Here is a 12,195-nt window from a genome sequence, read left to right on the forward strand (position 1 = left end):
CCGGCCAGCGGCATCGCCCACACCCACCACGCGATGCCGGTCACCGGCGCGCTGAGCGCGGTGACGGTCGGCACCGTGAGGGCGGGCGCGGCCAGCGCGACCTGGAAGGTGCCGGGCGCGGCCGGGGTCGCGTAGCCCATGTCGGTCGTGGTGACGCTCAGCCGCAGCCGGTGGCCGACGGCGAAGCGGTGGTCCACCGCCGGGAGCGTCACCGTGACGTCGGTGCCGTCCTGCCCCTCGGGGATCTTCACGCGGATCGGCGCGGCGAGCCCGGCGGGCAGGAGCGGCGGCTGGATGGTGTCGGCGACGTCCCACAGTTTGGCGAACAGCGTCGCCTCGCCCTTGCCCTGCACCCGCAGGGTCACCGACGAGGAGCCGGTGAGCTGCAGCGGAGCCGTGAGCGGGGCGGACTGGAAGGTCGCGGTCTGGCCGGGCATGTCCAGCGAGACGCTCAGGTTGGCCGCGCCGCCCACGCCACTGCCGCCGAGCAGGCCGCTCACGCCGGGGACGACGGAGATCGAGGCGGGCGCGCCGCCGGGCGGGTTGACGACCGGCTGCGGCGGGCCGGACAGCTCGATCCGGGTGCTGGAGGTGCCGGACAGCCCTGGGTACGCCCCGGTCTCCGGGTGCAGCCGGATCCGCTGCCTGGTGCCTGGGTCGCGGCCGCCGTCGCGGGTGCTGGTGAACACCCCGACCGGCGGGCCCGAGGTCTGCTTCAGGTGCTGGGCGAGCCAGGCGCTGGTGCGGTCGTGGAGCCAGTCGGCCTCGCCGTTGCCGCCGTCATGGCCGCCGTCGTACCACAGCACGCTCACCGGGGCGCCGGTCGCCGCGATGGCCTTCGCGTTGCGGTCGGCCTGCTCCAGCGGGAACAGCGAGTCGCGCTGACCCTGGATCAGCAGCGTCGGGATCTTGATCCGCCCCGGCAGCGACACCGGGCTGGAGGCGCGCAGCAGCGCGACCGCCTCCGGCGTGGCCCGGCCGGTCTCCGCGACCTGCTGGTAGATGTCGCAGATCCGCGGCAGGAACCGGCCGCACCGGACGTCCTGCGGGGTGGAGGGCGGCTGCGCCTGCGCGAACGCCATCAGGTCCTCGCGCGAGGACGGGACGCCCCGGCCGAAGAAGATCCCCGCCCACATGCGCTTGAACACGCCGTCCTCCGGGCCGCCGCCCGCGCTGTGCGGGAAGAGCGACTCGGACAGGTCGTACCAGGTGATCTGGGGGACGATGGTGTCGACGCGGTTGTCGTGGGCGGCGGTCATCAGCGCGATCGAGCCGCCGTAGGAGCCGCCGACGATGGCGACGCGCGGGTCGCCGTCGCGGTCGAGCCGCACCTGCGGCTGGCGGGCCAGCCAGCTGATCAGCTGCTGGACGTCCTTGACCTCGTAGTCGGGGGAGTTCAGCGCGATCTGCCCGGTGGAGGCGCCGAACCCGCGCGCCGACCAGGTCAGCACCGCGTAGCCCTCCTGCGCCAGGCGCAGTGCCTGGTCGCGCATGCTCCGTTTGCTGCCGCCGAACCCGTGGGCGAGCAGGACGGCCGGAGCCTTCCCGCCGCCGGCGGGAGGGTAGAACGTCGTGTCGAGGGTGACCTTCTGGTCGTCGCCGGGGCCGTCGACCACGTCGATGCGGCCGTCGACGCCGCGTACCTCCGGCGAGGCGGGCCACACCAGCCACACCACCGCTCCCAGCAAGGTCAGTGCCGCGACCAGCGCGGCCACTCTTCTCATGCGGTGGAGGGTACTGGGACTACCTGAGAGATCGATGAGATCGCAGCTGGCATAGGCTCTGAGCATGAGCGATATCGACTATCTCACGATAAATCGCGCTAACTGGGATGATCGGGTACCGGTCCACGTCGGCAGCGAATTCTACGACGTGGCCGCCTTCAGGTCGGGTCGCTCCACGCTCCGGCCGTTCGAGGTCGCCGAGGTCGGCGACGTCGCCGGGAAGAGGCTCGCGCACCTGCAGTGCCACTTCGGGCTCGACACGCTGTCGTGGGCCCGGCTCGGCGCCGAGGTCACCGGCCTCGACTTCTCCGAGCCCGCGATCGAGGCCGCCCGCGCGCTCGCGGCCGAGACCGGCCTGCCCGCGCGCTTCGTCGCCGCCGACGTCTACAGCGCGCCGCAGGCGCTCGGCGAGACCTACGACATCGTCTACACCGGGCTCGGCGCGCTGGTCTGGCTGCCCGACGTGACCCGGTGGGCGCGGACGGTCGCCGCGCTGCTGCGTCCCGGCGGTTTCCTGTACCTGGCGGAGTTCCACCCGTTCTCGGACGTCCTGGACGACGAGCGCGGTGAGCGGGTCGTCTACGACTACTTCGCCGACGAGCCGATCGTCCTGGACGAGCCCCACACCTACACCGGCCCCGAGCGGCTGGCCCACGGCGCCAAGGTGGAGTGGCAGCACGGTCTCGGCGCGGTCGTCACCGCCCTCGCGCAGGCGGGGCTGCGCCTGTCGTTCCTCCATGAGCACGACCACACGATCTTCCGCAGGTTCGCCGCGCTGGAGGCCGAGGACGGCCGCTACCGGATGCCCGAGGGACGGCCGAGGGTTCCGCTCATGTACTCGCTGGCCGCCACCCGCTGACAGACCGGTGTGCCGGTCCCGGGCCGGACCCCGGGACCGGCGTCTGCGGATTCACCCACACGCCGCGGGGGACGACTCGGGGGCTGCGCCGGGGCACGGGCACGCCCCCGTGGCCCGGCGCCGGTCAACTGTCGCAACTATGGGTATATGTCCGTTTTTAGGTGGGTGAAACCGGCGCCCAGATGCCCATCGCCCGCCAGATCCGCCTGCTCAGCGGCGTGATCAGGCCGAGGTCGGCGCACAGCTCGCGGGTGCGCCCCACCGAGTCGCCGATCTCCTGCCTGGCCCTCGCGTCGCGGTGGTGCGCCTCCCGCACCACCTGCTCGGGGATGCGGAAGTGCCTGACCATCGCGCCGGGCGGGGTCAGCATGATCCGCGCCATGATCCCGAGGACGACCGGCGAGATCAGGCCCAGCAGCAGCCGCCGGTGGCGGGGCATCAGCGGCACCCGGTTGCGCAGGTAGTGGCGGGCGAAGGAGATGTGCCGCGCCTCCTCCGCGACGTGGATGCGCATGATCACCTCCTCCAGCGGGTGGTGCTCGCGGCCGTCCTTGAGAATCCTGCGCTGCACATGGTCGATCGGGTCCTCGCCGCCCAGGACGAAGACGAAGAACAACTCGGTGGAGATCAGCGGGACCCACGGCACGATCTGCGCCAGGAACGCCAGCGGCCGGGGCATGCCCTGGACGGGCATCCCCGTCCGGTTCACGAACTCCTGGAACATCATCCCGTGGTGCCCCTCCTCGATGGTCTCGTGGTAGACGTACCGGAACTCGGGGGCGCCGTTCGGCAGCCGGTAGGCGTAGCTGAGCAGGCCCCGCTTGAGCAGGTTCTCGAACTGCAGCCCGATCTTCATCGCGGTCGCCACCCGCCACAGGCCGATCCGCGCCCGCGTCCCGGGCGGGCGCGAGCGGTACCAGGGGTGGGCGCCCAGCCGGTCGACCTCGGGCAACTCCCAGCGCGGGTCGTCGGGGTCGATCAGGAAGGCCGGGTCGTCCCAGGGGATGTCGCGGTACGGCTCCCAGTGCTTGTCCACCGACGCCTTGGACAGGCGCCGGATGACCGCCTCGTAGGCGCCGCGTCCCGCGACGGTCTCGTCGCGTTCCGTGTCTGCGGTCGAGTCGGGTGCGGCGGTCATCCTGGCGCTCCTCCCCTGGGCGATGCCCGCAATTGTACGCGGCATCCAATAACCCGGGAAGGTCTCACAGCTCGCCCGGCCCGAGGCCCACCTCCATCGCGGCGGCCGCCATCACCATCTCCGTGACCCGCTTGCGCGTCACCGTCTTGCGGTGCACCACGTACTGCACCGCCAGCCCGTCGATCAGCCCGAAGATCCGCCAGGCGGCGGCGTCGGCGTCCGGGCAGGTCATCTCGCCGGAGAGGACACCCTCCTCGATGATCTCCCGCAGCACCCGCCTGCCGTACAGGTCCAGCTTGCGGCTGGTCGACTCCAGTTGGTCGTTGCGCATCGACTCGGCCCACGCGTCGATCCACAGCTTCCAACCGCCGAGGTTGGTCCCGGGGGCGCACAGCCGTACCAGTGCGCGCAGCCGCTCCACGGGCGGTTTCTGGGCCCGCTCGATCGCCATGATCGAGGTCAGATGCTGCTCGGCCGCATAGGAGAACGCCTCGGCGAACAACTGTTCCTTCGTCTCGAAGTGGTAGAAGAGCAGCGGCTGGCTGACTCCCGCCGCCCGCGCGATGTCGAGTGTCCTCGTGTGGCCGAAGCCGAGGCTGGAGATGACCTCGCAGGCGGTCTTGAGAAGATCCTCACGTCGTAATCGGCTGAAACCCCTCGTCACAGCGGAGAACTCTATGCCGCGCCGGGCCTATTGTCGCAGCGGGATACCGAGGACGAATCGCGCACCCTTGTCGGAGTCCTCGATGGTAAGGGTGCCGTGGTGGCTCGCGGCGATCTCCCTGGCGATCGGCAGGCCGAGCCCGGTGCCTCCGGCGTCCCGGCTGCGTGAGGCGTCCAGCCTGGTGAAACGCCGGAACACGACCTCGCGCTGGTCGGGTGCGATCCCGGCGCCGTCGTCCTGGACCTCCAGGACCGCCCGGCCCTCGCGCCTGGCCACCGTGACGGTGATCGTGGTCTCCGCGTGGCGCTCGGCGTTGTCGAGCAGGTTCGTCAGCAGCCGGGCCAGGCGCAGCCGGTCGCCGCTGACCGTCACCCCCGGCTCCAGGTGGGTGACGACGCGCTTGTCGCGCGGCCGCGCCACCTCGGCGGTCACCAGCTCGGACAGATCCACCGGGTCCCGGTGCCCCGGCGCCCTCGCCTCCAGGCGGGCCAGGGTCAGCAGATCGGTCACGATGGCCTGCAGCCGGTTCAGGCTGGACAGGATCGCCTCGCAGGTGGCCTGCCAGTCGGTGTCCTCCGGGTACAGCATCGCCTCCTCGACCTGTGCGCGCATGGCGGTGATGGGGCTGCGCAGGTCGTGGGAGGCGTCGGAGGCGAACCTGCGCTGCTGCTCGACCACCGCCTCCAGCCGGTCCAGTGTTTCGTTGACCGTGCGGGCGAGGTCGTCGAGTTCGTCCTTCTGCGTCGAGCGCGGCACCCGGCGGCCCAGGTCGGTGGCGGTGATCTCGGCGAGCTCCGACTTGATGTGGGTGATCGGACGCAGCAGGTTCGCGATGGCCGCCGAGGCCACCACCGCCGTCGGCACCGTGAGCAGCACGGCTCCGCCCAGCATGCCGAGCGCGTACAGCGGGTGGATGTACCACGGGATGTCGGGCCCGTAGGCGTACGACATCCACCGCTGGCCGCCCACGTCGGCGCGTACGCCCACGGTGTTGAAGCATGGGTGCCCCGCCAGCAGTTGCGTGCACACGTCGGTGTCCACCCGCAGCGCGTTGCCCCGGGGCTTGACGTCCGTCAGCGGCGGGGAGCCGATGAGCGACGGGCTGGCCTGCCTGACCCGGCCGTGCTCGTCGACGACCTGGATGTACTCGATCTCCTCCACTGCCGCGACGGCCTTGAGGTTGCCCGTCGGAGCGTAGCGCTCGGCGGAGTAGGCGAACCGGCCGGCCGCCCGCGCGGTCTGGTCGGTCACGTAGCTGCTGAGCAGCGTGTGCACCAGCGGCGTCACCAGCATGACGACCAGCAGGTTCAGGGCGAGCGCGTTGAGCGCCGCGACCGCGGTCATCCGCCGGCGTACCGACCAGGTCTTGAACATCGCTCACCGCTCTCTGAGCGGCAGGTCGAGCACGAACCGGGCGCCCCGGTCGGAGTCCTCGATGGTGAGGCTGCCCCGGTGGCTGTTGGCGATCTCGCGGGCGATGGGCAGCCCGAGGCCGGTGCCTCCGGCGTCGCGGCTGCGGGAGGCGTCCAGGCGGGTGAACCTGCGGAAGACGACCTCCCGCTGGTGCGGCTCGATGCCCGCCCCGTCGTCGTGGACCTCCAGGCGGGCCCGGCCGTCCTGCTCGACGACGGTGACGGCGACACTGGTCTCGGCGTGGCGCTCGGCGTTGTCGAGCAGGTTCGTCAGCAGGCGGGCCAGCCGCAGCCGGTCGCCGGTCACCTCGACCCCGGACTCCAGGGTGGTGACCACCGTCTTGCCGCGCGGGCGGGCGGTCTCGGCTATGACGAGTTCGCCGAGGTCGACCGGCTCCTGCGCCCCGGCCGCCCCGGCGTCCAGCCGGGCCAGGGCGAGCAGGTCGGTGACGATGGCCTGCAGCCGGTCGAGGCTGGACAGGATCGCGTCGGCGGTCTGCGGCCAGTGGACCTCGTCGGGGTAGAGCATCGCCTCCTCGATCTGCGCGCGCATGGCGGTGATGGGGCTGCGCAGGTCGTGGGAGGCGTCCGAGGCGAACCGGCGCTGCTGCTCGACCACGCCCTCCAGTCGGTCGAGGGTCTGGTTCGCGGTCAGCGCCAGGGCGTGGATCTCGTCGTTGGTGGGCGGTACCGGCACCCGCTGGCCGAGGTCGCTCTCGGTGATGGCGGCGAGCTTGGCGCGGATGGCGTCGACGGGGGCGAGGGCGCTCGCGACCGTGCGGGAGGTGCCGTACCAGGTGATCGACACCAGGGCGACGGAGACGGTGATCACGAACACCAGCACGGCGGGATGGACGTACCAGGGGACCTCGTGGCCGAGTGCGTAGACGATCCAGTCGCCGTCGGTCTGGTAGACGCGGAAGGTGGCCACGAGCATGCAGTCGCCGGCGAAGCCGCCGATGTCGCAGACGACGCCGGTGCCGCCGGAGTTGTCGAAGCTCGGGATGATGTCGGTGACACGCGGGCGTCCGCTCAGGCTGGGGGAGGCCGAGACCACGCGCCCGGCGCTGTCGAGGACCTGCACCCCGTCCACCTCGGTCGGTACGGTCTCCGGCAGCGTCCCCCGTTTGATCAGGTGCACCACTCGCAGCGCGGCGCTCATGACCTCGTGCGAGCGGTACTCCTCGGCCGTCGCCCGTACCGCCAGCAGCACGAACGCGTTCACGACAAGGCAGAGCGCGGCCATCGTGACGGTCGCGATGAGCGTCAACCTGCCACGTACCGAGCCCTTGGTGAGGCCCTCGTCAGGGTCGTCCTGACGGTCCCGGACTCCGAGCAGCCCGGGAATGTAGGTCCAACGCCGTGTGATCACGCCATCCGTCCCCCTGGTAATCAGATGATCACACTAAGTGCCCGCAGCTCTAATTAACGGAGATTCAGCGATAAATCCAGACAAAACGCAGGGCAGAGCATTGCTCTGTACCTGCGGACGGCCGCTGATTAGAGTAAGTGGGCACTGATGCGAAGGAGACCGATGTGAACCTCGCTGAGTATCGGCGCGCGGCCCGTGAGTGGCTGGCGGACAACGTCCGCGACGGAGAAGACCCCCGAGTGTTCATGGCCAGGCTCCACGACGCCGGATACTCCGGCATCACCTGGCCGCTCCAGTGGGGCGGACAGGGCCTGACCCAGGCCGAGGAACGCGTCTTCGCCGAGGAGGCCGCCTCCTGCACCCTGCCCACCTTCATGTTCTCGATCGGCCTCGGCATGTGCGGGCCGACCCTGCTCGACCGGGGCACCGACGAGCAGCGCGCCCGCTTCGTCCGGCCCCTGCTGCGCGGGCAGGAGGTCTGGTGCCAGTTGTTCTCGGAACCCGGTGCGGGCAGCGACGTGGCCGCCGTCCAGACCCGGGCCGAACGCGACGGCGACACCTGGATCGCCGACGGCCAGAAGGTGTGGACCTCCGTGGCCGAGCGCGCCGACTGGGGCCTGCTGCTCGCGCGCACCGACCCGGACGTGCCGAAGCACAAGGGGCTGAGCATGTTCGTCATCGACATGCGCCATCCCGGGGTGACCGTACGGCCGTTGCGTGACATGACCGGCCGCGCCCACTTCAACGAGGTCTTCATCGACCGGGTGCCGATCCCCGACGCCCATCGCGTCGGCGCGGCCGGCGACGGCTGGAGCGTCGCGGTCACCACGCTGCTGCACGAGCGGCTGTCGATCTCCGCCGGAGTCGGCATGAGCGGCGGCAAGGACAGCGCCGACGGGTTCGAGGCGCTGCGCGCCGCCACCGACACCTCCGACCCGCACGTGCGCGACGGCCTCGTCGAACTCCACCTCAGATCCCGCGCGCTCGACCTGTTCAACCAGCGCCTGGCGCAGGAGACCAAGGCCGGGATCTTCCCCGGCGCCCGAGGCAGCGCCGCCAAACTGCTGCTGGCCGAACTAGCCCTGTTCCGCGCCGACCTCGCCACCTCACTGGTCGGCCCCGCCGCCGTCGTGGACCCCGCCCTGTCCGACGCGCTCGCGCTGGCGCCCGCCATGGCGCTCGGCGGCGGCACCAACGAGATCATGCGCAACATCATCGGCGACCGGGTGCTCGGTCTCCCGCCGGAACCCCGCCTCGACAAGACCGTGCCGTTCAAGGAGCTGAAGGTGGGGACGCAGGAGTGAAGCTCGTACTCAGCCAGGAGCAGCTCGACCTGCGCGCCGCCGTACGGGCCTTCCTCGCGGCGGCCTCGCCGCTGCCGAAGGCGCGCGCCGACGCGGAGTCGGGCCCCGGCTACTCGCCCGCGGTCTACGCCCGCCTGAGCGGCGAACTCGGCCTGCCCGGCCTGATCGTCCCCGAGGAGTACGGCGGCGCCGGAGCGGGCCACGCCGACCTCGCCGTCGTCCTGGAGGAGACCGGTGCCGCCCTGTTGCCCGGCCCCTTCCTGGCCACCGTCTTCGCCGCCATCGCCGCGACCGAGGCGAAGGACGAGGAGCTCCTGCCCGCCCTCGCCGACGGCCGCCTGACCGCCACCCTCGCCACCTCCCCGCAGGTGATCAACGCGCAGGACGCCGACGTGATCTTTGTCGACGACGGCACCGCCCTGCGTGCCCACCCTGCGGCGGAGGCCGCCGTCACCCCGCTCGACAGCCTCGACCCCACCCGCCGCCAGGGCCGCGTCACCTTCTCGGGAACCGGCAGGACGCTCACGGAGGACCCCGCCACGCTCGCCCGCGTCGGCGACCTGTGCGCCGTCGCGCTCGCCGCCGAGCAACTGGGCGTCATGCGGGCCGCGCTGGAGGCGATCGTCGGCTACGCCCGGATCCGGGTGGCCTTCGGCAGATTCATCGGCTCCTACCAGGCCGTCAAGCACAAGCTCGCCGACATGCACACCAAGCTGGAGCAGGCCGAGTCGATCGTCCGCTACGCCGCCTGGGCCGCCGACGAGGCGCCCGAGCGGCTGCCCGAGGCGGCCGCGCTCGCCCAGGCGTACGTCGGGCGGGCCTGCTTCGAGGTGGCCCGCGACCACCTGGTGCTCCACGGCGGCATCGGCTTCACCTGGGAGCACGACGCCCACCTCTACTACAAGCGGGCCAAGGCCGACGAGGTGCTGCTCGGCCCGCCCCGCCTCCACCGTGCCCGCCTCGCGACCCTGCTGGAGCTGTGATGGACATCGGCTCGCTGCCCGGCTTCTACGCGATCGCCGCCGCCGACCCGGGCCGCCGCGCGATCGTCGACGTGGACGGCACCGTCGTCACGTACGGCGAGCTGCTCACCCGCGTCAACCAGGTGACCCACGGCCTGCGCGCCAGGGGCGTCGGCCGGGGCGACGTGGTCGCCGGAGTGCTGCGCAACGGCGTGGACCCGCTCGTCATGATCATGGCGACCGGTCAGGCCGGGATGTACTACGTGCCGGTCAACTGGCACCTGACCCCCGCCGAGGTGCACTACATCCTCGACGACTGCGACGCCCGCGTGGTCGTGACCCAGCCGGACGACGTCTGGGCACTGGGGGAGGGCCAGCCGGACACCACGCCGCAGGTCCGCACCTCCGGCGCGGTCATGTGGTACACCTCCGGCACCACCGGCGTCCCCAAGGGCGTGCAGCGGCCCCTGTCGGACACCGACCCCGAGGCATCGCTGCCGACCTTCGTCTGGTTCCTCGGCCAGGTCTGCGACCTGCGGCCGGGCGACGGCGTGCACCTGGTCACCTCGCCGATGTACCACTCGGCGCCCTGCGCCCACGCCCAGTTCGCGCTGCACCTCGGGCACACCCTGGTCATCACGCCGAGGTTCGAGCCCGAGCCGATCCTCGCGCTCGTCGAGGAGCACCGGGTCACCAACGCGATGATGGTGCCGACCATGTTCCACCGGATGGTCCAGCTTCCGCGCGTCGTGCGGGACAAGTACGACCTGTCGTCGCTGCGCCAGGTGATCCACACCGGCGCCGCCTGCCCGGTCGCCGTCAAACAGGCGATCATGGACTGGTGGGGGCCGGTGCTCTACGAGTACTACGGCTCCACCGAGTCCAGCATCGCCTTCGCCGTCAAGCCCCGCGAGTGGCTGGAACGGCCGGGCACGGTCGGGCGGCCCGCGCCCACCTTCGAGGCCCGGATCCTCGACGAGCGGGGCGCCGAGCTGCCACCGGGCGAACCCGGCCTCGTCTACGTCAGGAGCGCGCTCAGCACCTTCGAGTACCTCAAGGACGTGGCCAAGACCGAGGCCAGCAAACGCGGAGACTGGTACGCCCCGGGCGACGTCGGCTACCTCGACGCCGACGGCTACCTGTTCCTGTGCGACCGGCGTACGGACCTGATCGTCTCGGGCGGCGTCAACATCTACCCGGCCGAGATCGAGGCGGCGCTGCTGGAGCACCCGGCCGTCGCCGACGCGGCGGTCATCGGCGTGCCGGACGAGGAGTGGGGGCACACCGTGGTCGCGATCGTCCAGCCCGCCGCCGAGGTCACGGCCTTCGAACTGCTCACCCACCTGGAGCCGCGCCTGGCCCGGTTCAAGTACCCCCGGGTGATCGAGTTCCGCGACGAGCTGCCCCGCACCCCGACGGGCAAGCTGTCGAGGTCCCGGGTCAGGGAGGAGTACCTGGCCGGACGGTGACGTCCGCCCGGCCCGCCGGGCGGGCCGGGCACCTCACGCCGGGGCGATGTAGAGGCTCGGGCGCAGCACGCCGTCCGGGTCCCAGACCTTCTTCAGCTCCCGCAGCCGGGCGAACGCCGAAGGCGTGTAGGCGGTCGCGACCCGCGCCGGGTCGGACAGGAAGTTCAGGAACGTGCCGCCGGTGGCGTGGGGCAGGTCGAGCGGCTCGCCGCTCAGCACGGAGAAGCGCGCCTCGCGATGCCCGGCGGGCCCGCCGGGCGCCGCCATCGCGCCGCCCCAGTGCCTGATCTCCACGCCGCCCGTCGGCACCTCCAGCAGCACCGCGCGCAGGTCCTCCGGCATCGTCTCGAAGAAGGCGAACCCCATGCGCAACGGGGCGGGCCCGTGCTCCGGCGCCAGCCGTGCGGACGCCTCGGGGAAGTCCGTCTCGGCCAGCTCGCCGTGCACCGGGTCACCGGCGCGCTTCAGCAGCGGTTCGAGGTCGGGCCCCGCCCCGTCCAAGGCGAAGACGCGCACCCCCAGCATCGGCGGGCCGTCCTCCGGCCGCATCAGGAACAGCGCGACGTTGACCGTGTCCGGCTGCTCCCATTCGGCGAAGAAGGCCAGAGTGTCCGCCGCCCGCTCGAAGGAGTGCATGGTGATGCCGGCCAGCACCCGCTCGACCGGGTACAGGCGGAACTCCAGCCGGGTCGCCACGCCGAAGTTGCCGCTGCCGCCGCGCAGCGCCCAGAACAGGTCCGGATGGCGCTCCTCGTCGGTCTCCAGGATGCGGCCGTCGGCCGTCACCACCTCGGCGGCGGTCAGGCTGTCGGCGGCCAGGCCGTACCGGCGCGACAGCCAGCCCGCGCCGCCCCCGAGCGTGTAGCCCGCGACCCCCAGGGACATCGAGCCGGACAACGGCGCCAGCCCGTACGGCGCGGCCGCCGCCACGACCTCGCCCCACAGCGCGCCGGGCTCGGCCACCGCGATCCTGCGGGCCGGATCGATCTCGACGCCCGCCATCCGCGAGGTCTTGACCAGCACCCCGCCGTCGCACGGGACCAGCGTCCCGTGCCCGGTGGACTGCACGGCCAGCGGCACGCCGTGCTCACGCGCGGTCAGGAGGGCCGCCCGGACGTCGCCCGCGCCCGTCGCCTCGGCCACGACGGCGGGGTACTGGTCGATGTCGGTGTTCCAGGCGACGCGGCCGTCGGCGTACCTGGTCTCGCCCTGCCGGTGGATCGGGCCGGTGAAGTCATGGATTCTCATGCCACGACGATCCCGGGGCAGGGCGCCCAGGTCGTCGTCCGGG

10 protein-coding genes are annotated in these 12,195 nt (G+C 71.9%); 4 read left to right on the top strand and 6 right to left on the bottom strand.

The window, feature by feature from the left end; genetic code table 11:
• Window positions 1-1,724: S15 peptidase family protein (locus ABD120_RS01180; protein WP_343947744.1), on the bottom strand; the 1,724-nt coding region annotated here is incomplete at its 3' end.
• Between the two features lie 64 nt (window positions 1,725-1,788).
• On the opposite strand from ABD120_RS01180, the gene ABD120_RS01185 reads away from it, so the two are divergent.
• Window positions 1,789-2,583 carry a class I SAM-dependent methyltransferase gene (locus ABD120_RS01185; RefSeq protein WP_343947745.1) on the top strand — a complete coding sequence of 265 codons (795 nt, stop codon included), beginning with the start codon at window positions 1,789-1,791 and terminating at the stop codon, window positions 2,581-2,583.
• 157 nt (window positions 2,584-2,740) lie between these two features.
• Here ABD120_RS01185 and ABD120_RS01190 read toward each other — a convergent pair whose 3' ends face one another.
• The 4 genes from ABD120_RS01190 to ABD120_RS01205 all read right to left on the bottom strand — a co-directional run bounded on the left by ABD120_RS01190 (window position 2,741) and on the right by ABD120_RS01205 (window position 7,169).
• Window positions 2,741-3,721 (bottom strand): AurF N-oxygenase family protein, encoded by a 981-nt coding sequence (locus ABD120_RS01190; protein WP_343947746.1) that lies wholly within the window; start codon window positions 3,719-3,721, stop codon window positions 2,741-2,743.
• A gap of 64 nt (window positions 3,722-3,785) precedes the next feature.
• Window positions 3,786-4,385 (bottom strand): TetR/AcrR family transcriptional regulator, encoded by a 600-nt coding sequence (locus ABD120_RS01195; RefSeq protein WP_343947747.1) that lies wholly within the window; start codon window positions 4,383-4,385, stop codon window positions 3,786-3,788.
• Between the two features lie 27 nt (window positions 4,386-4,412).
• Window positions 4,413-5,759 carry a sensor histidine kinase gene (locus ABD120_RS01200; RefSeq protein WP_343947748.1) on the bottom strand — a complete coding sequence of 449 codons (1,347 nt, stop codon included), beginning with the start codon at window positions 5,757-5,759 and terminating at the stop codon, window positions 4,413-4,415.
• A 3-nt stretch (window positions 5,760-5,762) separates the two neighbouring features.
• On the bottom strand, window positions 5,763-7,169 hold the full coding sequence (locus ABD120_RS01205; protein WP_343947749.1) for a sensor histidine kinase: 1,407 nt from the start codon (window positions 7,167-7,169) through the stop codon (window positions 5,763-5,765).
• 164 nt (window positions 7,170-7,333) lie between these two features.
• Between ABD120_RS01205 and ABD120_RS01210 the strand changes: the two genes are divergently transcribed.
• Genes ABD120_RS01210 through ABD120_RS01220 form a run of 3 tightly spaced genes read left to right on the top strand, consistent with a single transcriptional unit; the run spans window position 7,334 to window position 10,904 of the window.
• Window positions 7,334-8,473: an acyl-CoA dehydrogenase family protein gene (locus ABD120_RS01210; protein ID WP_343947750.1), complete on the top strand. Its 1,140-nt coding sequence runs from the start codon at window positions 7,334-7,336 to the stop codon at window positions 8,471-8,473.
• Window positions 8,470-9,456 carry an acyl-CoA dehydrogenase family protein gene (locus tag ABD120_RS01215; RefSeq protein WP_343947751.1) on the top strand — a complete coding sequence of 329 codons (987 nt, stop codon included), beginning with the start codon at window positions 8,470-8,472 and terminating at the stop codon, window positions 9,454-9,456. Before ABD120_RS01210 ends, ABD120_RS01215 begins: the two co-directional genes overlap by 4 nt.
• Entirely contained in the window at window positions 9,456-10,904 is a 1,449-nt protein-coding gene (locus ABD120_RS01220; protein ID WP_343947752.1) for an AMP-binding protein, read from the top strand. The genes ABD120_RS01215 and ABD120_RS01220 overlap by 1 nt, the downstream gene beginning before the upstream one ends.
• 33 nt (window positions 10,905-10,937) lie before the next feature.
• On the opposite strand, the gene ABD120_RS01225 is transcribed toward ABD120_RS01220, so the two are convergent.
• A complete protein-coding gene (locus ABD120_RS01225; RefSeq protein WP_343947753.1) occupies window positions 10,938-12,152 on the bottom strand; it encodes an FAD-binding oxidoreductase in 1,215 nt (404 codons plus the stop codon).
• Window positions 12,153-12,195: the final 43 nt, after the last annotated feature.

It is taken from the genome of Nonomuraea longicatena (assembly GCF_039525605.1).
Taxonomy (GTDB): Bacteria; Actinomycetota; Actinomycetes; order Streptosporangiales; family Streptosporangiaceae; genus Nonomuraea; species Nonomuraea longicatena.